24 protein-coding genes are annotated in these 22,411 nt (G+C 54.3%); 7 read left to right on the top strand and 17 right to left on the bottom strand.

Features of this window, described 5'->3' with window-relative positions:
• Positions 1–160: 160 nt before the first annotated feature.
• A complete protein-coding gene (locus MXM41_RS10680) occupies positions 161–781 on the top strand; it encodes a flavin reductase family protein (RefSeq protein WP_325931858.1) in 621 nt (206 codons plus the stop codon).
• Positions 782–785: 4 nt separating this feature from the next.
• On the opposite strand, the gene rna is transcribed toward MXM41_RS10680, so the two are convergent.
• Both rna and dcuC read right to left on the bottom strand, forming a co-directional pair.
• Positions 786–1,595: a ribonuclease I gene (gene rna, locus MXM41_RS10675; RefSeq protein WP_325931857.1), complete on the bottom strand. Its 810-nt coding sequence runs from the start codon at positions 1,593–1,595 to the stop codon at positions 786–788.
• 88 nt (positions 1,596–1,683) lie between these two features.
• On the bottom strand, positions 1,684–3,057 hold the full coding sequence (dcuC, locus tag MXM41_RS10670; RefSeq protein ID WP_325931856.1) for an anaerobic C4-dicarboxylate transporter DcuC: 1,374 nt from the start codon (positions 3,055–3,057) through the stop codon (positions 1,684–1,686).
• Between the two features lie 65 nt (positions 3,058–3,122).
• Here dcuC and MXM41_RS10665 point away from each other — a divergent pair, with 65 nt between their 5' ends.
• The 3 genes from MXM41_RS10665 to cspE all read left to right on the top strand — a co-directional run bounded on the left by MXM41_RS10665 (position 3,123) and on the right by cspE (position 4,836).
• Positions 3,123–3,257 (top strand): hypothetical protein, encoded by a 135-nt coding sequence (locus MXM41_RS10665; RefSeq protein WP_325931855.1) that lies wholly within the window; start codon positions 3,123–3,125, stop codon positions 3,255–3,257.
• 603 nt (positions 3,258–3,860) lie between these two features.
• The gene (pagP, locus tag MXM41_RS10660; protein ID WP_418936781.1) at positions 3,861–4,436 is read left to right on the top strand and encodes a lipid IV(A) palmitoyltransferase PagP; all 576 of its coding nucleotides are present in this window, start codon (positions 3,861–3,863) and stop codon (positions 4,434–4,436) included.
• Positions 4,437–4,626: 190 nt separating this feature from the next.
• Complete coding sequence (gene cspE / locus MXM41_RS10655; protein ID WP_002439184.1) at positions 4,627–4,836, top strand: transcription antiterminator/RNA stability regulator CspE; 210 nt, start codon at positions 4,627–4,629, stop codon at positions 4,834–4,836.
• Between the two features lie 218 nt (positions 4,837–5,054).
• Here cspE and crcB read toward each other — a convergent pair whose 3' ends face one another.
• Positions 5,055–5,438, bottom strand: a complete 384-nt coding sequence (gene crcB, locus MXM41_RS10650) for a fluoride efflux transporter CrcB (RefSeq protein ID WP_325931854.1) — start codon at positions 5,436–5,438, stop codon at positions 5,055–5,057.
• A 66-nt stretch (positions 5,439–5,504) separates the two neighbouring features.
• On the opposite strand from crcB, the gene MXM41_RS10645 reads away from it, so the two are divergent.
• Complete coding sequence (locus tag MXM41_RS10645) at positions 5,505–6,293, top strand: deaminated glutathione amidase (RefSeq protein WP_325931853.1); 789 nt, start codon at positions 5,505–5,507, stop codon at positions 6,291–6,293.
• A gap of 125 nt (positions 6,294–6,418) precedes the next feature.
• Positions 6,419–6,622 carry a twin-arginine translocase subunit TatE gene (tatE, locus tag MXM41_RS10640; RefSeq protein WP_325931852.1) on the top strand — a complete coding sequence of 68 codons (204 nt, stop codon included), beginning with the start codon at positions 6,419–6,421 and terminating at the stop codon, positions 6,620–6,622.
• Positions 6,623–6,707: 85 nt separating this feature from the next.
• On the opposite strand, the gene lipA is transcribed toward tatE, so the two are convergent.
• The 14 genes from lipA to leuS all read right to left on the bottom strand — a co-directional run bounded on the left by lipA (position 6,708) and on the right by leuS (position 21,684).
• Entirely contained in the window at positions 6,708–7,673 is a 966-nt protein-coding gene (gene lipA, locus MXM41_RS10635; protein WP_103178660.1) for a lipoyl synthase, read from the bottom strand.
• Between the two features lie 207 nt (positions 7,674–7,880).
• A complete protein-coding gene (locus MXM41_RS10630; RefSeq protein ID WP_325931851.1) occupies positions 7,881–8,834 on the bottom strand; it encodes a YbeF family transcriptional regulator in 954 nt (317 codons plus the stop codon).
• Positions 8,835–9,137: 303 nt separating this feature from the next.
• Positions 9,138–9,779, bottom strand: coding sequence for a lipoyl(octanoyl) transferase LipB (gene lipB, locus MXM41_RS10625; protein WP_325931850.1), 642 nt, complete (start codon positions 9,777–9,779; stop codon positions 9,138–9,140).
• A 92-nt stretch (positions 9,780–9,871) separates the two neighbouring features.
• Positions 9,872–10,135, bottom strand: coding sequence for a DUF493 family protein YbeD (ybeD, locus tag MXM41_RS10620; RefSeq protein ID WP_003022706.1), 264 nt, complete (start codon positions 10,133–10,135; stop codon positions 9,872–9,874).
• Positions 10,136–10,242: 107 nt separating this feature from the next.
• Positions 10,243–11,454, bottom strand: a complete 1,212-nt coding sequence (gene dacA / locus MXM41_RS10615; RefSeq protein WP_325931849.1) for a D-alanyl-D-alanine carboxypeptidase DacA — start codon at positions 11,452–11,454, stop codon at positions 10,243–10,245.
• 139 nt (positions 11,455–11,593) lie between these two features.
• Complete coding sequence (rlpA, locus tag MXM41_RS10610) at positions 11,594–12,718, bottom strand: endolytic peptidoglycan transglycosylase RlpA (protein ID WP_325931848.1); 1,125 nt, start codon at positions 12,716–12,718, stop codon at positions 11,594–11,596.
• Between the two features lie 10 nt (positions 12,719–12,728).
• Positions 12,729–13,841 carry a peptidoglycan glycosyltransferase MrdB gene (mrdB, locus tag MXM41_RS10605; protein WP_039031364.1) on the bottom strand — a complete coding sequence of 371 codons (1,113 nt, stop codon included), beginning with the start codon at positions 13,839–13,841 and terminating at the stop codon, positions 12,729–12,731.
• A gap of 2 nt (positions 13,842–13,843) precedes the next feature.
• Positions 13,844–15,745: a peptidoglycan DD-transpeptidase MrdA gene (gene mrdA / locus MXM41_RS10600; RefSeq protein WP_325931847.1), complete on the bottom strand. Its 1,902-nt coding sequence runs from the start codon at positions 15,743–15,745 to the stop codon at positions 13,844–13,846.
• 30 nt (positions 15,746–15,775) lie between these two features.
• Entirely contained in the window at positions 15,776–16,243 is a 468-nt protein-coding gene (gene rlmH, locus MXM41_RS10595; RefSeq protein ID WP_003858701.1) for a 23S rRNA (pseudouridine(1915)-N(3))-methyltransferase RlmH, read from the bottom strand.
• 3 nt (positions 16,244–16,246) lie between these two features.
• Positions 16,247–16,564 carry a ribosome silencing factor gene (gene rsfS / locus MXM41_RS10590; RefSeq protein WP_103178668.1) on the bottom strand — a complete coding sequence of 106 codons (318 nt, stop codon included), beginning with the start codon at positions 16,562–16,564 and terminating at the stop codon, positions 16,247–16,249.
• 270 nt (positions 16,565–16,834) lie between these two features.
• A complete protein-coding gene (gene nadD, locus MXM41_RS10585) occupies positions 16,835–17,488 on the bottom strand; it encodes a nicotinate-nucleotide adenylyltransferase (protein ID WP_325931844.1) in 654 nt (217 codons plus the stop codon).
• 1 nt (position 17,489) lies between these two features.
• Positions 17,490–18,521: a DNA polymerase III subunit delta gene (gene holA / locus MXM41_RS10580; protein WP_325931842.1), complete on the bottom strand. Its 1,032-nt coding sequence runs from the start codon at positions 18,519–18,521 to the stop codon at positions 17,490–17,492.
• Entirely contained in the window at positions 18,521–19,087 is a 567-nt protein-coding gene (lptE, locus tag MXM41_RS10575; RefSeq protein ID WP_325931840.1) for an LPS assembly lipoprotein LptE, read from the bottom strand. The genes holA and lptE overlap by 1 nt, the downstream gene beginning before the upstream one ends.
• 14 nt (positions 19,088–19,101) lie before the next feature.
• The gene (gene leuS, locus MXM41_RS10570) at positions 19,102–21,684 is read right to left on the bottom strand and encodes a leucine--tRNA ligase (protein ID WP_325931838.1); all 2,583 of its coding nucleotides are present in this window, start codon (positions 21,682–21,684) and stop codon (positions 19,102–19,104) included.
• Between the two features lie 214 nt (positions 21,685–21,898).
• Here leuS and MXM41_RS10565 point away from each other — a divergent pair, with 214 nt between their 5' ends.
• Entirely contained in the window at positions 21,899–22,381 is a 483-nt protein-coding gene (locus tag MXM41_RS10565) for a zinc ribbon-containing protein (RefSeq protein WP_325931923.1), read from the top strand.
• Positions 22,382–22,411 lie beyond the last annotated feature (30 nt).

The following is a 22,411-nucleotide window of genomic DNA, read 5'->3' as shown; positions in this document are numbered from 1 at the left end:
GCCCTCACAAAGTGAGTGCCGCTGATAAACATTGATAAACGACACATATTCATTCTTCATTTCATACGGATTGCGTTACGCTGATCCTCTTGGGGCAGGGGGATGAGCGAAGCGTAATCCGTGCCTGCCGGTATACATTCCGAACCTCTCAGAGAGCGCTATGTACTTTTATCAACCTTCCCAGGGGCACGGCCTGCCGCACGATCCGTTAAACGCTATTGTGGGGCCACGCCCGATTGGCTGGATTGCCTCAAACGATCCTGAAGGACGCCCCAATCTGGCGCCCTACAGCTTCTTCAACTGCTTTAATTACCATCCACCCATCATCGGTTTTGCCAGCACCGGCTGGAAAGACAGCGTGCGTAATATCGTTGAGACCGGGGAGTTTGTCTGGAATCTCACTACCCGTAAGCTGGCCAGCGCCATGAATGAGACTTCGGCCAGCCTGCCGCACGGAGAGGATGAATTTTTGCGTGCCGGGTTAACCAAAGCGGAGAGCCGGGTGGTGAAGGTGCCGCGCGTTGCTGAAAGTCCGGTTAATTTTGAATGCCGACTGTCGCAGTGCATCCAGCTGACTGCCGCCAGCGGCGCTCCGGTCGATACCTGGCTGGTGCTGGGAGAAGTGGTGGGGATCCACATTGATGAAAGCCTGCTGCATGACGGTATTTATCAGACGGCAAAGGCGCAGCCGGTGCTGCGTGCTGGTGGCCCGTCGGCGTACTTCGCCATTAGCGAAGAACACCGCTTCGACCTGGTCCGTCCGGACGCGCGGAAAGGGTAAGCTCTCAATAGCCGATTTTGTCGATCACAAACTGTTTGCCACAGTTGCCCGGATGCGGCTGCGGGACAAATGAGGCAGTGGTCAGCGGGGCGTTAATGCTGGCCGCGGTGAGCGAAAGCTGTACCTCTGTGAGATAAGCCGGGTTACCGCTGCAGCTGAGCTTGACGGCTTTTACCGTTGTGGGTCCCCAGCTTCTGGCAACCGCGGCATCAAAAGCGCTGCGGGTGACGGCTTTACCGTAGTTGGCCGCCAGGAACTGCCCCAGCGGGCTGGTTTTCACTTCCTGATTCATTCGTACCATGGTGCCGAAATAGGCGTCGGGATCAAAGCCGAAGCAGACGCCATGTTTGGCATACTCGTAACGCTCAAGACAGGAATTGCCGCCTGCGCCGGGCATCACCTCGTTCAGCTTTGCGGCACCGGTCAGCGATAAGCCGGTCTCTGCGGCGTCACATTTACGGCTGGCTTTTGCCTCCGGCATATTGGGGATGGGACGGGTGGCGCAGCCATAGCGCATCCAGCGGCGATCGTCGACGCCCCGGGCGGCGATGGATTTCGGTAAGCCCGGCCACAAACCATGCACGGTGAGGATAGTCGTTTTGTCGTCTCGCTCTTTTTGCAGGCGGCACTCATCCGGCGCCACGCGGTTGCGGTCATGCAGGCTCTGGCAAAAACCAGACTGCCATGAGAGCGCCAGTACGTAGCGATCAAAATCCGCATATTGCGTCGCCTGAAGCGGGGCTGCCAGCGACGGGAAAGCGCACAGCGCAACTGCGGTTAGGCTGACAGGCAAAACGAAATCCTTTCTGAACATGTCTGGTCCTGATGGTTGAAGGCAAAATATTGCTGGGAGTTATTAAAGCACAAAAAGCGCCCGCAGGCGCTTTATGCTGCGGGGTGGCTTAACCCGCGGCGGTGCCTGGCACCAGCACTTCTGTAGCAATAATCACGATAACCAGCCCAACCAGCACCGGAACCGAAGTGCGTTTTACCACTTCAAACGGCGAGATTTTTGCCATCCCGGCAACGGCTACCACCACACCGGAGACCGGGGAGATGGTCCGGCCCAGGTTAGACGCCTGGAGCATCGGGATAGTAAGGTAGGCCGGGTTAATACCGGACGAGTGCGCCAGTTTCGGGATCATCTCCACAAAGGCATAGAACGGCGCGTTACCCGAGCCGGTAGTCATGGCCGCCAGCATCGTCAGAACCACCAGCACCATCATCAGGATGATACTCGCCGAGCCGAACGAGGTGGCGATGGAGATCAGGCTCTGGATAAAGCCGATGGTGCTCAGCCCCTGGGCAAAGACACCGGCCGCCACCAGTAGCATCACCACGCCAGCGAAGGCATCCGCCATCCCGCGATAGGCCACTTCCAGACCGCTAAAGACCTTTTGGGTGTTGAAGCCGCGAACAAATTCCAGCACCGCGGCAATCAGCATGCAGAGCACCAGAATGGTAATGATGTGCAGCTCCGGACCCCATTTACCGTCGAAAATCAGCACGCCGATAATGGGCGTAAACGGCAGAATGGCATAGAAGGACGGGGCAGTGGTGGTGATTTCACTGACGTCGAGGCGTTCATGCGAAATGTTCTCTTTTTTATCGAGGTAGCGCTGCCAGAAGAAGTGCGCAACCGCCATACCGATAATGGCGGCGATTGAAATAGGCAAGGTCGTTTTAAAGGCGAAATCGATCAGCGGCATCTCTGCGGCTTTGGCTGCCAGCACCACGTCACCGGAAGTAGGAGAGAGAATAATCGCCGCCGGCGAGGCACAAATGGCCGCCGCCGCGCCGCGGCTAATTCCCACATTGACCATCACCGGGAACAGCGTGGCCATCAGCAGCACGCCGAGGCCCGTCGCCGACGATACGGCCAGCGACATCAGGCAGGCGACGAAATAGGCGGCAATCATCAGCAGGTATGGAGAGTTGATGTAGCTCAGCGGCGTCGAGGCCAGCTTAACGACCATATCGTTGGCGCCGATGTGGGTCATATAGGCAGCAAACCCGCAGAGCATCATGATCATCATCCCCAAATCGCCACCGCGGCTCATCAGCAGGATTTTGATGTATTCAATAATGTCGGTCGCCGTATAACCCGTGCTGGTCGCGCTGGAAGGCAGCACCTTATGGCCCATCAGGGCGCTGACGATCAGCAGAGTAAGACCACCGACAAACAGCACCCCGGTAGCGGAATAGCCTTTGATGATGTAGCGTGCGACGCCGACAATGACAATCACCCCTATCAGGAGTTCGATAAACGTTAGCATGGGTTCCTCTGTTTCCCGACGCCCCAGAGCGAAAGGATAAATAGCAATGAAAATAAGGTGACAAAATGTGCCGAAATAATGGACCGGGCTCGCTGACCAAAATCAATAAATCGCCTACTAAAGAGGCGTTCTTCCCGATTTTGCTGCTGCTGCGCTATTTATCTTCGCTGGTTGGTCCTGTTATGTGTGCAGGCGTATGACCGCTGTATCCGTCAAAATGGCCTCTGGCGCATTCGTCTGCCTCTGTGACAACACCGTAGAAAGGATGTTGTTGCCCGGAGGGGATCTCTACGGCAGAAATAAACCTGCACACAGGGTTAATCGTAAGCTAAATAATATTCAGCCGTCGCGTTAATCATAATGTATCTAACGCTATGGGCGATCTTACAATATATTTAAGATGTGCTTAAGATGATGGATATATTACCTTTTTCACAGTTTAAGCTGATACGAATTGAATAACCGGCGTGAGCGCGACCATAAGATGAACATCGTCACCCTCAGGGTTGAGCGGTTGACGGAGGAAGCCGTTCCGGGACGATACAGCGTAGTGCCGCTGCGATGCGCGGCGGCATGGGTAGCGGCTGCGATACGTGATATGAATTATTGTCGGGCTGTATAAGTTATTGCATCCACATTAAATTTTCTTAATCGTGTCTGAATTATTTTAGGGCGCTCGTTATTTTACCAGGAGTATTCTTATTCGTGAGCTGAAATAATTAAGATAAACGCCAATGCCGTCAGGTTCCTATTCAACTATTCTATGCGAGAACACGCGTAGAATATAAAGTGGTAATTTGAACGTGACATTTTTTTATAAGCCTTTACTTACTTTTTTGTTTATTCTTGCTCAGTTAACTTTTACAACTGCGGCAATGGCTAAAGACGTACCTCCTCTGAGAGCCTGGGTCAAAACCATCCACAACGATATGATTGAAACCTGGGAAGCACCCCAGCATGTCGATCTCTATGTTCCCACCATCACCTGGCACGCCCGCTTCGCGTACGACAAAGAGAAGACCGACCGCTACAACGAGCGTCCGTGGGGGGCGGGTTTTGGTCAGTCGCGCTGGGATGATAAAGGAAACTGGCATGGACTTTACGCAATGGCGTTTAAAGATTCGTACAATAAATGGGAGCCCATTGCGGGCTACGGTTGGGAAAAAACCTGGCGGCCCCTGGCTGATGACAGCTTCCATCTGGGACTCGGGTTTACTGCCGCCGTGACGGCGCGCGATAACTGGAACTATATTCCCGTTCCACTGGTTCTGCCGTTGGCGTCCATAGGGTATGGCCCGGCAACCTTTCAGATGACCTACATTCCCGGCACCTATAATAACGGCAACGTTTACTTCGCCTGGATGCGCTTTCAGTTTTGACTGAAAAAACTTTACGTAGTGGTGATTTAATAGCCAGCTGTTGAATAGTAAAGGATAAAAATTTGGGAGCAAAAATTAACGCGACTTTTGTCACTTTTCTTCAAAAAGGCGCTGGACAAAACCGCTCACAATTGTTGTACTGATACCCGACACAGCATTTGTGTCCAATTTTCATGTAAAGGTAATTTTGATGTCTAAGATTAAAGGTAACGTTAAGTGGTTTAATGAGTCCAAAGGATTCGGTTTCATTACTCCGGAAGATGGCAGCAAAGACGTGTTCGTACACTTCTCTGCAATCCAGAGCAATGGTTTCAAAACTCTGGCTGAAGGTCAGCGCGTTGAGTTTGAAATCACTAACGGTGCCAAAGGCCCTTCTGCTGCTAACGTAATCGCTCTGTAATTCAGACGAGACAGCAAGAGTTTCAAAACCCGCTCATTGAGCGGGTTTTTTTCGTTTCTGCTTAGCTGAACATGTACAGTTTCAGAAAGCTGGCGACAATCATTACGCTCAGTATCATCAATCCTGTGCTTGCCATTCTCTCTTTCATTTCCGCGCCCTCTCAGTCAACTGCTTCAAGGGTGCCAGACAAAAATTAAGCCAACATTAAGTTTGCTTTTTTAATGCGCATTCACCGCAGAAATTAACCAGAATGCGAGCGCGGTCATCATTAGCGAACCCAGCAGATTGACTGCAATATTCAGCAGCGCCCACGCCGCGCGACCATCCTGCAACAGAAACACCACTTCCGCCGAGAAGGTCGAGAATGTTGTCAGCCCGCCGCAGAACCCGGTCGTGATCAATACTTTCCAGACAGGGTCAATATGGGTCATTCTGTTGAACCATGCCAGCCCCAGGCCAATAATAAATGCGCCAGTAAGATTGGCTGCAAGGGTGCCGAACGGGATCTGCTGATGCAGGGGATTAAACCGCATGCTTAACAGCCAGCGCGCCACGCTTCCTGTGCCCCCACCGATAAAAACGGCTAAAAGTAGTTGAAACACGAACAATACCTGCTGTTTGATGTGTAAGGGCTATGAGTGTAACGCCGTTTGATGCAGGGGGAAAATATGTACGTTGCGGTTGGACAATTTGCAGTAACAGCGGACTGGCAAAAAAATGCCAGTACCTGCGTTTCACTGATGGCTCAGGCGGCAGAGCAGGGGGCATCGCTGCTGGTTCTGCCCGAGGCGTTGCTGGCACGTGACGACAACGATCCCGATCTCTCCGTGAAGTCGGCCCAACCGCTCGACGGGAGCTTTTTGACGATGCTGCTCCAGGAGAGCGCGCGTAACCGTCTGACCACGGTGCTCACGGTGCATGTTCCTTCAACCGTGGGCAGGGCAATTAACACCCTGGTTGCCCTGCGCGGAGGCAGGATCGTTGAGCAGTACGCTAAACTCCATCTTTACGATGCGTTCAATATTCAGGAATCCAGGCTGGTTGATCCGGGCTCGGTTGTGCCGCCGCTGATTGAGATCGACGGCATCCATCTGGGGCTGATGACCTGCTACGATTTACGCTTCCCTGAGATGGCCTTAAATCTGGCGCTTGCGGGGGCAGAGGTGCTGATCCTGCCTGCGGCATGGGTCAGAGGCCCGCTTAAGGAGCATCACTGGTCCACGCTGCTGGCGGCCCGGGCGCTGGACACCACCTGCTATGTAGTCGCGGCAGGGGAGTGCGGCAATAAGAACATCGGCCAGAGCCGCATTATCGATCCGCTGGGGGTGACAATTGCGGCTGCAGCCGAGGGGCAGGCACTGCTGCTGGCTGAGATCGTCCCGGAACGTATAGCCCAGGCGCGCCAGCAGTTGCCGGTCCTGCGTAACCGACGCTTCGCGCCGCCGCAATTATTGTGAGTTTTTTAAACAACGCTTGATTCACCTTGTTACAGATTGCTATTGTGTGCGGGCGTCAAATGACCGTTAATAAGGTCGGGTTTTTAGGGCGCGAAATGCAGCCTGTTTACGTCAAGAAGGTATCTATGGGTGAGATTAGTATTACCAAACTGCTGGTGGTAGCCGCACTGGTTGTCCTGCTGTTTGGTACCAAAAAATTACGTACGCTGGGCGGAGACCTGGGCGCTGCCATCAAAGGCTTTAAAAAGGCGATGAACGACGATGACGCAACGGCGAAAAACGGTGCCGACGCGGATATTGCTGCCGGGAAGCTCTCGCACAAAGAGTAACGTCAATGCCTTATGGCTTGCGATAAAAAAAACCGGCCTGTACGCCGGTTTTTTTATGGATGAACTGTAAGCTTTTGTGACGGGTTTACTTCACTTCTTCGCCTTTCGCCTGCATATCGGCGTGGTAAGACGAACGAACAAACGGACCGCAGGCAGCATGGGTAAAGCCCATCGCCATCGCTTCGGCTTTCATTTCGTCAAACTCTTCAGGGCTCACGTAGCGCTGCACCGGCAGGTGGTGACGGCTTGGCTGCAGATACTGGCCCAGCGTCAGCATGGTGACACCATGGCGACGCAAATCGCGCATCACTTCGACGATCTCTTCGTTGGTTTCACCCAGACCAACCATCAGACCCGATTTTGTCGGGATATCAGGATGGGCTTCTTTAAAGCGCTCCAGCAGCTTCAGTGACCAGTTATAATCCGCACCCGGACGAACCTGACGATAGAGGCGTGGTACGTTTTCCAGGTTGTGGTTAAACACATCTGGTGGGTTGGCGTTAAGAATTTCCAGCGCACGATCCATACGGCCACGGAAGTCCGGTACCAGCGTCTCAATCTTAATAGACGGGCTTTTTTCACGGATAGCAGTGATACAGTCAGCAAAGTGCTGAGCACCGCCGTCGCGCAGATCGTCGCGGTCAACGGAGGTGATAACCACATAGCGCAGTGCCATATCGGCAATGGTCTGTGCAAGTTTCTGCGGTTCATTGGCGTCCGGGGCGACAGGACGGCCATGAGCAACGTCACAGAACGGGCAACGGCGAGTACAGATTGCGCCGAGGATCATAAAGGTCGCGGTGCCGTGGTTGAAACATTCGGCCAGGTTCGGACAGGAGGCTTCTTCGCAAACGGAGTGCAGGCCATTTTTGCGCATCGCCGCTTTGATTCCCTGAATACGCGAAGAGTCCGCCGGAAGTTTGATTTTCATCCATGCCGGTTTTCTTAACAGCGCTTCGCGCTCCGTAGCCACGTTTTTAACCGGGATTAGGGCCATTTTATCGGCATCGCGGTATTTAACACCGCGTTCCATCACAATGGGTTTACTCATAGCGTGCGTCTTCCAGTTGCGAAAATCGAAGGAAAGCGTTTCAATTCAAGGGAATGTTGTATTTATCAACTATTTTTGAACGAACGACAGGCAGTATATCATTGATACGGACGATAAAGCAGCCTGCCCGGTCGCCAAATTGTAAAATAGTTGTTGTTTTGAGCCTTTTGTGCGGCTTAACCCAGTTGTGCGAAGGATGACCCTGGCTCAAAAGGTCTGGCGGATGACGTTAATCAGATTTTCCAGCACCGGATCGCGCAGGCTCAGCTTGTTGTAATACAGTGAGATTTCAACGGCCTCAGCGTTCAGAGGGGCGAAGGGGATCTGCTCCAGCGGCCAGCAGTCTCCTGCCAGGTTAAACAGGCGCTCCGGGATGATACCTATCAGATCGCTACTGCCGATCAGAGCTGCAATGGTAAAAATATTGTAACTGGTGAAATTCACCAGCCGTTCCGGAAAAATGTCGTTAATACGTTGTCTCAGCCCGTTCAGGTTTTGCCCTTCCATCAACAGCAGCGTTTGTTCATAGTGCTGCAGATTTTCAACCGTGGCGGCCTGCTGTAATGCTGGATGATTTTTACGGCAGACCAGTAAAAGCTTGTCCGTAAAGAGTAGATGGTGGCTTAAGGCGCGCGCGTTGAAGGCGTTGCTGTCAACGATAAGGTCGGTCTGAAACTGACTTAACTGGGTCTCGGCGTCATTAACCGGGATATTACGCAGCAGCAGTTGCGGTGCATGCATCTTCACGGCCTGGTAGATCGTCGGCATCACCAGCGCGCCTATGGAGGGCGTTGTACCGATGGTAATGGTTCGCTGCTTGTCGTAGCTGCCGGTCAAATCCAGCGCGCCGAGAATGGACTCCAGTCCCTGGCTGATGTATTCATGCAAATGTGTGGCATAGGCGGTTGGGGTTACCCCCTGGCCTTTACGAATAAAGAGCGGATCGGGAAAAATTGCCCGTAATTTTTGAATAGACTGGCTTATTGCAGAGGGTGTGAGATTCAGAATTTTCGCAGCATTAACGATACCCTTGTGAACATAAACTGCCTCAAAAATCGTCAGTAAATTGAGATCAATATTGCGTAAAGTCCGAAAAATTTGCGGTTTAGTATCACTGCCTGTTTCACTCAAGCGTTTTTCTAAAGGATTATTATTATTCACGCTGTCCCTCCGAAATCATTCATAATATAAATAATAGTTGAATTTGAATAATGTGCTTATTGTTGTGATTAAACAGTTTTAAATAGTCCGCATTAATTTTCCTAATTGCTTGATTTTGGTGGTTTTTGTTCAGGCGTGGGCGCACCAGTCGGTTGGCCTTGCTGGCGCGGAAAAACAGGTAAACGCTAATACGCGGACGTGATGCAGGCGTTTTGAAAATATAGAAATTATGGATTATTGTTAAGTCTGAAAGCTGTAAATAAGAGTGGCTCATTAAATAAATGAGCCAATCGGGAATACTAATTAAGCAGCAATATATTTGTGAGGTGGATTGTTAAGCAGCGCTAAAAAGGCATTAACTAAATGCGGTCGTGCAATTTCAGGCGTTATGCCCTCTACCCACTGGCGCATTTGCACCATTTCCATCCCGGCATAACCGCATGGATTGATACGCTGGAAAGGCGAAAGATCCATATTGATATTTAAGGCCAGGCCATGAAAAGAGCACCCTTTACGAATTCGCAGGCCAAGGGAGCAAATTTTCTTTTCGCCGACATAAACCCCGGGCGCGTCCGCACGCGGGTGCGCATCGATATCGAATTCTGCCAGGGTGTTGACCACCGTCTGTTCCAGCAGCGTCACCAGTTCGCGCACCCCGAGCTTCCTGCGCTTCAGGTTGAGCAGAACGTACATCACCTGTTGACCCGGTCCGTGATAGGTAATCTGCCCGCCACGATCGCTCTGGATAACCGGAATGTCGCCTGGCATCAACAGATGCTCAGCTTTGCCCGCCTGGCCCTGAGTGAATACGGGGGGATGCTCTACCAGCCAGATTTCATCGGGCGTGTTCTCGTCACGTGTGTCGGTGAAATCATGCATAGCCCGGGAGACCGGCTCATAGGGCTGCAACCCAAGCTGGCGAACGAGAAGGGTATCCTGATACAAAACGCTATCTCCGAACGATAGGACAAACGGTAGCGGGGAGTATATCACAGAGAGGAAGCAGGTTACCCGGCGATGCGGGTAACCGAAAGGCGTTACAGCACCATACGTACGATATCGATGTTGCCGAGCTCTTCATACAGGGTCTCGACTTGTTCAATATGCGTCGCAGTGATGGTAATAGATACGGAGTGGTAGTTACCTTTGCTGCTGGGTTTCACCGTCGGAGAGTAGTCACCTGGCGCATGGCGCTGTACCACCTCAACCACCTGATCAACCAGCTCAGGCAACGCCTGCCCCATTACTTTGTAAGTAAAAGGAGTAGGGAATTCAAGCAGTTCGTTAAGTTTGGTTTTCATGGGAGCTCCGGCAGTACGTCAAAAAAATAATAACTCCCACATCGGGTGGGAGTTATCAGGTTACATAGTATATGGGGACGGAAATCACACTTTCAAGTGTTCAATTCTTAACCAAACCAGTGATGGAACATCAATTTAATGTAATCAATGATTTTGCCGAAGAAATTACCTTCCGGGATTTCGTCCAGCACCACGAGTGGGCGCTGATCGATGGTTTTACCATCGAGCTGGAAGTTGATGGTGCCGACAACCTGGTTTTTCTGCAGCGGGGCGTGCAGCTCGCTGGAGTTCAGCACGTAGCTGGCCTTCAGGTCTTTCATGCGTCCACGCGGGATGGTCAGATAAAGATCTTTATCGACGCCCAGTGAGGCGCGATCGTTATCACCAAACCAGACCGGCTCAGAGGCGAACTCTTTACCTGCTTTCAGTGGATTCACGGTTTCGAAGAAGCGGAAGCCCCAGGTCAGCAGCTTCTTGCTCTCGGCCTCACGTCCTTTAAAGGTGCGGCCGCCCATAACGGCAGAGATAAGGCGCATCTGACCTTCCGTCGCCGAGGCAACCAGGTTGTAACCGGCTTTATCAGTGTGACCGGTTTTGATGCCGTCAACGTTCAGGCTGTTATCCCACAGCAGGCCGTTGCGGTTGGTCTGACGGATACCGTTAAAGGTAAATTCTTTTTCTTTATAGATAGTGTATTCGTTCGGTACGTCACGGATCAGCGCCTGGCCGATCAGCGCCATATCGCGCGCAGAGCTGTACTGACCTTCAGCATCCAGGCCGTGAACCGTCTGGAAGTGGCTGTTTTTCAGACCCAGCGCGCTAACGTAGCTGTTCATCAGGCCGACGAAGGCATCCTGGCTACCTGCCGCGAAGTCCGCCATTGCCACGCACGCATCGTTACCGGACTGCAGGTTGATGCCACGGATCAGCTGAGAGACAGGGACCTGCATGCCAGGCTTCAGGAACATCAGAGATGAGCCTTTGAATACCGGGTTGCCGGTTGCCCAGGCGTCGTTGCCGATGGTGACGAGGTCGGTCTCTTTGAATTTACCTGCTTTCATGGCCTGACCGATGACATAGCTGGTCATCATTTTGGTCAGACTGGCCGGATCGCGTCGTGCATCCGCGTTCTGTTCTGCCAATACCTTGCCGGAGTTGTAGTCGATCAGGATGTAGGATTCCGCGTCGATCTGCGGAACGCCCGGGATCATGGTCTTGATATTCAGGTCATCGGCGTGAGCAACAGAGAGCGAGGCTGCGCAAAGCGCCGTAGTGAGCGCCATGCGCTGCATAAAACGAGCGGAGAAAGTGGTCTTCATGGTCAGAACAACGACATCCGTGATGGAATTAAAAAAAGTGCCTTACTATAGCAAATGCTATACAGGCAGGCATCCGACTTTCAGCATGAGAATGTGAATCAGCATGACAAATACTGACAATTCGGATACCGCCGATTAATCATTTTGAAACAGCAATAAAGGACTGTAACTGCGCTTCATTCTGCAGGCGTTGCTGCAAGGCAGCGGCCTCAGATTTGCTGGCAAACGGGCCTAGCTGAATACGCCATACCGCGCCATTTTGCTCAACGCGACCCGGCACGCCAAACTGCTGGCCGAGACGCTGTTGGTACTGTTGAGCACGGGCCTGATCGCTGACCGCGCCAACCTGAACCACGTAACCACCGGCCTGCGTGGGTGCAGAAACGGGGGCCGATACCGGAGCCTGGGTCGGGGCGGAGACAGGTGACGTGACCGGCGTCGTCTGGTTCACCGGCGCGGTGACCACCGGCTGTGGCGCTGGCGGCTCGCTACCTTCAAGTACGCCCGCGGCAAGAGTGGTGGGTGCACCAAGGAAGCCACTGCTGCTCACCGGTGCGCCCATACTGTCTTCGGTTTTCAGCGTGTCATTGCTGATGGCGCGCACGTCACCCTGCACAGGCATCGGCTCGGAAGGAGACGAGGCGCTACCCATTCCGCCGCTCAGATCCGGGCGGGCGGGTAGGGCATAGGTCTGTTTTGCCACGGTAGTACAGGCCATACCCGGGCCGGACAGGGATCCGTCCTGAGCGACAATAATCGGGTCGATCCGCACTTTGGTGTTATTTGAGGTGTTCAGGCGGTCGGCCGCAGCGCGCGAAAGCGAGATTGCGCGGTCGTTGCCGTAAGGGCCACGGTCGTTAATACGCACCACGATCATTCGGCCATTCGCCAGGTTAGTGATACGCGCATAGCTCGGGATCGGCAGGGTCGGGTGCGCAGCCGTAAGCTGCATCGGATCGAAGGGTTCACCGGATGCGGTCAGGTTACTTCCCGGCTCGGCGTCATAAATGGCCGCCAGGCCTGCCTGACTGAATCGGGAAGGATCCTGAACGATTTTGTAGCTTTTACCGTCACGTTCGTAATCCTGATTCGCGGTGGCGCTCAGCGGTTCAAAACGTGGATCGGCTCCGCTGATCTCAACCACCGGACCATTACATACTGCTGGCTGCGGCGGCGCGACGGTCGCTTGTTGCTGACCATCGTCGCTTGTACAGGCTGCCAGTAAACTCACTGCGATGCAGATCCCAGACCACTGCTTACGCATTGCGTGCCCCTTATACGCTTTTTGACAACATTTTTCTGTGTGTGTGGATCGACATGACGATCCCGAACCCGGCCATCAGTACAATCAGGGCCGAGCCTCCGTAGCTCACCAGTGGAAGCGGTACGCCTACGACCGGCAGAATACCGCTCACCATACCAATATTTACGAAAACATAAACGAATAAAATCAACATCAAGCCACCGGCCATAACACGGCCAAAGGTGGTTTGCGCGCGGGCGGCTATCCACAACCCGCGCATGATCAACAGCAGGTACAGCGCCAGCAGAATCAAAATGCCGACCAGGCCTAACTCTTCGGCCAGTACCGCGAAGATAAAGTCGGTGTGACGCTCCGGCAGGAACTCAAGCTGCGACTGCGTACCGTGCAGCCAGCCTTTACCGCGCAGGCCGCCAGAGCCGATCGCAATCTTCGACTGTATAATATGATAGCCTGCTCCGAGCGGGTCGCTCTCCGGATCGAGCAGCATCATGACGCGCTGACGCTGGTAATCATGCATCAGGAAGAACCATAAAATCGGGATAAAGGCGGCGACCAGCACCACGGCAATGCCGATAAGCCGCCAGCTCAGCCCGGAGAGGAACAGCACGAACAGGCCTGAGAGGGCAATCAGAATCGATGTGCCGAGGTCTGGCTGAGCCGCAACCAGCAGCGTGGGCAGGAAAATCAGCACCAGCGCGATAGCGGTGTTTTTCAGCGATGGCGGACAAACATCACGGTTGATGAAGCGTGCCACCATGAGCGGGACGGCAATTTTCGCAATCTCTGAGGGCTGAAAACGTACGATACCCAGATCGAGCCAGCGCTGCGCGCCTTTGGATATTGCCCCAAAGGCATCTACCGCCACCAGCAGAATAATACAGAAGATGTAGAGATAGGGTGCCCAGCCTTCGTAGACGCGCGGCGGGATCTGCGCCATCACCACCATGATCACCAGACCCATAGTGATCTGGCCGATCTTACGTTCAGTCATCCCGAGATCCTGGCCACTGGCGCTCCAGATAACCAGGGCACTATAAACCAGCAGCGCCAGCAGGATCAGCAGCATGGCCGGGTCGATGTGGATCTTGTCCCACAGCGATTTTTTATTCGGATTATCCGTCACGATTATTGGTCCTCCGCGCCAGCGGCAGCCGGGCTCTCGCTCGGCAGATCAGTGTTGTTGTCACCCAGCATAATGTGGTCAAGGATCTGGCGCATAATGGTGCCGACCGCGGGGCCGGCACCGCCGTTTTCCAGAATAATCGACACCGCAACCTGCGGGTTTTCATAAGGGGCAAATGCAATCATCAGCTTATGGTCACGCAGACGTTCAGCAATTTTGTGTGCGTTATAGGTTTCGTTCGCCTTCAGGCCGAAGACCTGCGCGGTACCGGATTTTGCCGCAATTTTATAGGGTGCACCGGCAAAGTACTTATGCGCCGTACCGTTCGCGCGGTTGGCTACCCCGTACATGCCATCTTTGGCAATTTCCCAGTAGCCGGAGTGGATATCGCCCACCGGCGGTTCATGCGGCTGCGCCCACGGCACTTTTTTGCCATCTTCAACGGTGCTCATCAGCAGGTGGGGTACTTTCACCACCCCATCGTTGATGAGGATCATCAGCGCTTTGTTCATCTGAATCGGCGTTGCGGTCCAGTAACCCTGGCCGATACCGACGGGAATGGTATCCCCCTGGTACCAGGGTTTTTTGAAGCGTTTTTGCTTCCACTCGCGGGTTGGCATGTTACCGGAACGCTCTTCGGACAGATCTATACCGGTGTAATGGCCATAGCCAAACTTGCCCATCCATTCGGACAGACGATCGATGCCCATATCATAGGCGACCTGGTAGAAGAAGGTGTCCGCCGACTCTTCCAGCGATTTGGTAACGTTCAGATGACCGTGCCCCCACTTTTTCCAGTCACGGTAGCGTTTCTCTGAGCCCGGCAGCTGCCACCAGCCGGGGTCGAACAGGCCGGTATTGCGGGTAATCACCCCGGTGCTAAGCGCAGACACCGCCACGTAGGGTTTAACCGTGGAGGCTGGCGGGTAGACACCCTGGGTGGCACGGTTAATCAGCGGCGTGTTGGGATCGTTAAGCAGGCCCGAATAATCTTTGCTGGAGATGCCATCCACGAACAGGTTCGGATCGTAGCTCGGCGTGGAGACCAGCGACAAAATGCTGCCGGTACGCGGGTCGGTAACAATGATCGCCGCACGGCTGCCTGCCAGCAGGGTTTCGATATACTGCTGGAGCTTGAGATCCAGCGTCAGATAGATGTCATGCCCGGCCTGTGGCGGCACCTCTTTCAGCTGGCGTATCACCCGCCCCCGGTTGTTAACCTCAACTTCTTCATAGCCGGTCTGACCGTGAAGAACGTCTTCGTAATAGCGTTCAATACCCAGCTTGCCGATATCGTGCGTCGCCGCGTAGTTGGCGAGCTTGCCGTCTTTATCCAGCCTGTCGACGTCTTTATCGTTAATTTTCGAGACATAGCCGATGACGTGTGTGAGCGCAGAGCCGTACGGATAAAAGCGACGCTTATAGCCTTTCACTTCCACACCGGGAAAACGGTACTGATTGACGGCGAAACGAGCGACCTGCACTTCGGTGAGGTTGGTTTTCACCGGGATCGAGGTAAAGCGATGCGAGCGTGAACGCTCTTTTTTGAAAGTAGCGATATCCTCATCATTCAGATCGACCACGCTGCGCAGCGCCTCGAGGGTCTGCTGCACGTTATCGACCTTCTCCGGCATCATTTCAATCTGGTAGATGGTGCGGTTCAGCGCCAGCGGCGTACCGTTGCGGTCATAGATAATGCCGCGACTGGGTGCGATAGGGACGAGTTTGATACGGTTTTCGTTAGAGCGGGTCTGGTAATCGGTAAAACGGACAATCTGCAGATTATAGAGGTTGGCGATCAGCACGCCGGTCAGCAGCAAAATCCCCAAAAAGGCGACCAGCGCCCGGCGCACAAACAGCGCGGACTCAGCCGTATAGTCGCGAAAAGAATTCTGTAGTTTCATCCGCTGCTTAATCTACCCAGGACTTAATCATTACTCACGGTGATAGGGATGGTTGGTCGTGATGCTCCACGCGCGATAGAGGCTTTCAGCAACCAGGACCCGGACCAGCGGGTGGGGGAGCGTCAGCGCGGAGAGAGACCAACTTTGTTCTGCTGCCGCTTTGCAGGCGGGGGATAACCCCTCCGGACCGCCAATGAGCAGGCTGACGTCGCGACCGTCCTGCTTCCAGCGCTCCAGCTCGTGCGCCAGCTGCGGCGTATCCCAGGGTTTACCCGGAATATCGAGAGTGACGATGCGGTTTTTGCCTGCGGCAGCCAGCATCAGTTCACCCTCTTTATCGAGAATACGCTTGATATCCGCGTTCTTACCGCGTTTGCCAGCGGGGATCTCCACCAGCTCAAACGGCATGTCTTTTGGAAAACGACGCAGATATTCAGTAAACCCCGTTTGTACCCAGTCGGGCATTTTTGTACCGACGGCTACCAGTTGCAGCTTCACGCATTAACCCCAGAGTTTTTCCAGCTCATACAGGCGACGGCTCTCTTCCTGCATGACGTGGACAATTACATCGCCAAGGTCAACGACGACCCAGTCAGCGGTGGCTTCGCCTTCGACACCGAGCGGCATCATGCCGGCAGCACGAGACTCCTGAACCACATGATCGGCGATGGAAGCAACATGGCGAGTAGAAGTGCCGGTGCAGATAATCATGCAATCGGTGATGCTTGATTTGCCCTGAACGTCGATGGCGATGATGTCCTGACCTTTCAGGTCATCAATTTTGTCGATAACAAAATCCTGGAGTGCTTTACCCTGCAAGTTTTCCCCCTGGGAGAGTGAGATTGAACAACTATAAATTCGTAGCCAGACAGTATACCTGAACTGACAGCAGTGTCGGGACAAATGTCACCGGACGGGCATGCGAAGGCGGGTATCATCCCACCCTCTGCCGGAGATTGCATCGCCATTTTTGTAAAACAGTTTTTGTAAAACAATGCTGGCGGGAAGTCTGGCAGCGGAGGATATCAGCCTGGATGGGGGTGTCAATGGCGGGAGCGCGAATGGCACGCTTTTTCTTAAGGGGGCCGGTCAGTTGCCGCTTTTCTGATACAAACCCTGCTGGTAAATGTATTCCAGCACCGCCGCCGGCAACATTTCATCACAGGGGAGCCCCTGCTGCAGACGCTGGCGGATAAGCGTCGCTGAAATATCAAACCACGGCGTCTCTGCGAGATAAATTTTGCCGGCTGGCAAGCTGTGCAGATCTTCTGGCTGATACGTAAGATGCCGCTCAAGCCATAGCTGGTGCTGCTCCTCTTTCATCGTCAGGGGATAACCCGGCCGACGGCAAACAATCAAATGGCTGTTATCAAGGATCGTCTGATATTGATACCAGCTGGGGAAAGTGAGTAGCGAGTCCTGACCGATAATAAAGGCCAGGGGTTTCTCCGGCCCCTGTTCGCTACGCCACGCCTGTAGCGTCTGCGCTGTGTATGAAGGGCTGTCCCGGCGCAGTTCACGCTCGTCAAGCATAAACAGAGGCTTATCGGCAATCGCCAGCTCCAGCATCTTTTTGCGCTGGGCGGCGGTGGCCTCTGGCTGCGGGCGATGGGGGGGCACGTTGTTCGGCATAATCGTGACCCGCTGCAGGCCTGTCTGGTTGGCCAGGATTTCCACCGGTTTCAGATGCCCGTAATGTACCGGGTCAAAGGTGCCGCCATAGAGTGCCTGTAAAGAATGCATCTCACCCTTCTATAAAGATGTCGGCCAGCGCCTTGTGGCACAGCAGCAGCGAAAGACTTTCCAGCTCAGACCAGATCGACTGACCGTAATCCTGTTTCAGAGTCAGTTCGGTGCGCGTCAGAAGCTGAACGGCCTGACGCAGCTGTTCCGGGCTGAGCCGGTTCAGGGCTTCGGTGGTCATGCCGCGGCGGTTCTGCCAGACCCGGTGTTTATCAAACAGCGCGCGCAGCGGCGTATGCACTGACTGACGTTTCAGGGTCACCAGCAGCAGCAGCTCACGCTGCAGGGTGCGCAGCAGAATGACCGGCTCGCTGCCTTCGAGTCGCAACTGCTGCAGGATATGCAGGGCGCGCTTGCTCTTCGCGGACAGCAGGGCATCGACCCAGTGGAAAGGGGTAAAATGTGCCGCGTCGTTAACCGCCTGTTCAACGCGCGGTAAGGTCAGCTTGCCATCTGGCCAGAGCAGCGACAGGCGCTCCAGGGCCTGGGCAAGGGCCAGCAGGTTACCCTCGTAACAGTAACAGAGCAGCTGGTTAGCGGCGTCATCCAGCTGTAAATTGCGCTGTTTCGCCCGGGCGGCCACCCATTTGGGCAGGTGGGCTTGCTCCGGGGTCTGGCAGGTTACCAGCACCGAATGGTTAGCCAGCGCCGTAAACCAGGCGGCATTCTCCTGTGCTTTAGTCAGTTTGTTGCCGCGCACAATCAGCAGCAGATCGTTGTGCAGCAGGCTAACCAGCGTGGCGAGCTGTTCGTTAATCGCCGCGTTGGGACCATTTTCAGGGAGCTGAATAAGCAGAGTTTGCCGGGCGGCAAACAGGCTCATGGCCTGGCAAAGCGAGAAAATTTCCTGCCAGTCAGTACTGTTATCCAGGGTATAACTGTGATGCTCCTCAAAGCCCTGAGTGGCCGCAAACTGACGTACGGCGTCCTGGCTTTCCTGGAGCAGCAGCGGATCGTTACCGAGAAGCAGATACGCCGCGCGCAGCCCTTCATTGAGCTGCGCGCGGAGTTGTTCAGGGTACAGCCTGAGCATTACTGACCCAGCGTCGTGGAGACGCGAGGCGAGGATGCCGCAGGCGTCGCCTTGCGGTCATTCTCTTTTTCTGCGGTATAGACGCTCGGCAGCTTACGGATCAGTTGCTCCGCTGCCTTGTCATACATTTCGTTAACGATAATGGTCTGCTCAGCGTCTTTCGCCAGCGCAGTCTGCGGGTTATCAAAGAACGAACGGTAGACCTTGGTGCTGATAGGGTAAATATCGCTACCCGGGATCAGAACCGCTGCGTGCACTTCCATCACCATCTGGTATTCCGCTGTGCGACCATCCTGGAAGATGGAGGCAGTATCCTGGCTCAGGGTAGAAGTCAGAACACGGAATGACGGAATGTCCTGGCGCAGCGTCCCTTTTTCGATCAGTTCAACGCCGTTAAGACGCAGCTGGTTACGAATGGCACGGCTAAGCGGACCATTGGGATCTCCCGAATCGAAAATCATCGTTTTCATCTGTTCCGGCACCTGTGTAGTGTTGCGCAGGTGCCAGCCACAGCCGGCGGTGACCAGCACCGCCAGCGATAACAGTAATGTTGCCAGTTGTCGCACGCTTCCTCCCGCGCTTAGCCAACGACCAGGTTCAGCAGTTTACCGGGCACGTAGATCACTTTACGTACGGTAACGCCATCGAGATACTTCGCCACCAGATGCTCCTGGCCGGCACGTTCGCGGACCTGCTCTTCGGTTGCGTCAACCGGAACAGTAATTTTACCGCGGACTTTACCGTTTACCTGCACGACGACCAGCGTGGTGTTTTCAACCATTGCGGATTCATCAGCCACCGGCCACGGCGCATTGTCGATATCGCCTTCGCCGTTCAGTTCCTGCCACAGGGTGAAGCTGGCGTGTGGAGTGAACGGGTTCAGCATACGGACGACCGCCAGCAGCGCTTCACGCATAATGGCGCGATCCTGCTCGCCTTCCTGCGGGGCTTTCGCCAGCTTGTTCATCAACTCCATAATAGCCGCAATTGCGGTATTGAAGGTCTGACGGCGACCAATATCATCGGTCACTTTGGCAATAGTTTTATGAACATCACGACGCAGCGCCTGCTGATCTTCAGTCAGAGCCGCAATATCAAGCGCCGGTGCGTCACCCTGGGAAGTGTGCTCGTAAACCAGTTTCCAGACGCGTTTCAGGAAGCGGTTAGCCCCTTCCACGCCGGACTCCTGCCACTCGAGGGTCATGTCTGCCGGAGAGGCAAACATCATAAACAGACGCACGGTATCGGCACCGTAGCGCTCAACCATGACCTGCGGGTCAATGCCGTTGTTTTTGGACTTCGACATTTTGCTCATGCCGGTGTACACCAGCTCGTGACCCGCGGCATCTTTCGCTTTGACGATACGACCTTTTTCGTCGCGCTCAACGATGGCATCCACCGGAGAGACCCAGTTGCGCTCGCCGTTTTCGCCCACGTAGTAGAACGCATCCGCCAGCACCATGCCCTGACACAGCAGCTGTTTCGCTGGCTCATCAGAGTTCACCAGGCCCGCGTCGCGCATCAGCTTGTGGAAGAAGCGGAAGTAGAGCAGGTGCATGATGGCGTGTTCGATACCGCCAATGTAGATGTCCACCGGCAGCCAGTAGTTGGCAGCTTTGGAATCCAGCATGCCTTCCTGATACTGCGGGCAGGTATAGCGCGCATAGTACCAGGAAGACTCCATAAAGGTGTCAAAGGTGTCGGTTTCACGCAGCGCAGGCTGGCCGTTAACGGTGGTCTTCGCCCATTCTGGATCGGCTTTGATCGGGCTAGTGATGCCGTCCATGACCACGTCTTCAGGCAGGATCACCGGCAGCTGATCTTCTGGGGTTGGCATAACAGTACCGTCTTCCAGCGTCACCATCGGGATTGGCGCACCCCAGTAACGCTGACGGGAAACGCCCCAGTCGCGCAGTCGGTAGTTGACTTTACGTTCACCAACGCCCAGCGCGGCCAGTTTGTCAGCGATGGCGTTAAAGCCCTCTTTGAAGCTCAGGCCGCTAAATTCGCCGGAGTTAAACAGCGTGCCTTTTTCGGTCAGCGCCTGTTCGGAGAGATCCGGCTCAGAGCCATCTGCTGCGAGGATAACCGGTTTGATCGCCAGGTTGTATTTGGTGGCAAATTCGTAGTCGCGCTGATCGTGACCCGGAACGGCCATTACCGCGCCCGTACCGTATTCCATCAGGACGAAGTTGGCGACCCAGACTGGGATCGCTTCGCCGGTCAGCGGGTGGGTGGCATAGAAACCGGTCGCAACGCCTTTTTTCTCCATCGTTGCCATGTCGGCTTCGGCCACTTTGGTGTTGCGGCATTCGTCGATGAAGGTCGCCAGTGCCGGATTGTTCTCTGCCGCTTTCTGCGCCAGCGGGTGACCTGCGGCAACGGCCAGGTAGGTGGCACCCATGAAGGTGTCCGGACGGGTGGTGTAGACGGTCAGCGTCTGATCGTAGTTTTCAACGTTGAAAGTGATCTCTACGCCTTCAGAGCGGCCGATCCAGTTACGCTGCATGGTCTTAACGGTATCAGGCCAGTGATCCAGATTATCAAGATCGTTCAGCAGTTCGTCGGCGTAAGCGGTGATTTTGATAAACCACTGTGGAATCTCTTTGCGCTCAACTTTGGTGTCGCAGCGCCAGCAGCAACCGTCGATAACCTGTTCGTTCGCCAGAACGGTCTGATCGTTCGGGCACCAGTTAACGGCGGAGGTTTTCTTGTAGACAAGCCCTTTTTTGTAGAGCTCGGCGAAGAACTTCTGCTCCCAGCGGTAGTATTCCGGGGTACAGGTTGCCAGCTCACGGCTCCAGTCATAGCCAAAGCCCAGCATTTTGAGCTGGTTTTTCATGTAGGCGATGTTGTCGTAAGTCCACGGCGCGGGTGCGGTGTTGTTTTTTACCGCCGCACCTTCTGCCGGCAGACCAAACGCATCCCAGCCGATTGGCTGCAGGACGTTTTTGCCCAGCATACGCTGATAACGCGCGATCACGTCACCGATGGTGTAGTTACGCACGTGGCCCATGTGTAGTCGGCCAGAAGGATAGGGAAGCATCGACAGGCAGTAATACTTCTCTTTGCTCTCGTCTTCGGTGACTTCAAAAGTGCGCTTCTCGTCCCAGTGTTGCTGGACTTTCGATTCTATCTCTTCCGGGCGGTATTGCTCTTGCATGGCAGCCAGTGGTCCTGTGTTCATTACAGCTACAAACGTAGCCAATGGATGTGGTATTTCAGATCCGCATAGCATAGCCCAAACGCCCGCGTCAAAACAGCCTTTAGCATAAAAGCGATTGCCATGAATTTACGCTAACTGTGGATGAACTGACAAAGCGGAAGAGAAATAAGGTCTATCATTAGAGAGAGTTACTTACCCGGGAGGCAAAATGATGAACAAGGTTGCTCAATTTTACCGTGAACTGGTCGCCACACTGACTGAACGCTTGCGTAATGGTGAACGTGATATCGACGCGCTCGTCGAGCAGGCACGCATCAGGGTGATGCAAACGGGTGAGTTAACACGTACCGAAGTGGAAGAGGTGACTCGCGCGGTTCGCCGCGATCTGGAAGAGTTCGCCCGCAGTTATGAAGAGAGCCAGAACGAGGTCGCCGACAGCGTGTTTATGCGGGTGATTAAAGAAAGCCTGTGGCAGGAGTTGGCTGATATTACCGATAAAACCCAACTTGAGTGGCGCGAGGTGTTCCAGGATCTTAACCACCATGGAGTTTATCACAGCGGAGAAGTGGTGGGACTGGGGAATCTGGTATGTGAAAACTGTCACTATCATCTGGCTGTTTACACGCCGGATATGCTGCCGGTTTGTCCCAAGTGCGGCCACGATCAGTTCCAGCGTCGCCCGTTTGAACCCTGATGGCTTGCGGGATTAACGATGCGCTGGTTA

Source organism: Leclercia adecarboxylata (genome assembly GCF_035787115.1).
Lineage (GTDB): Bacteria > Pseudomonadota > Gammaproteobacteria > Enterobacterales > Enterobacteriaceae > Enterobacter > Enterobacter adecarboxylatus_E.
The sequence above is the reverse complement of the archived record's forward strand: the minus strand, read 5'-3'. Positions and strand labels throughout refer to the sequence as shown.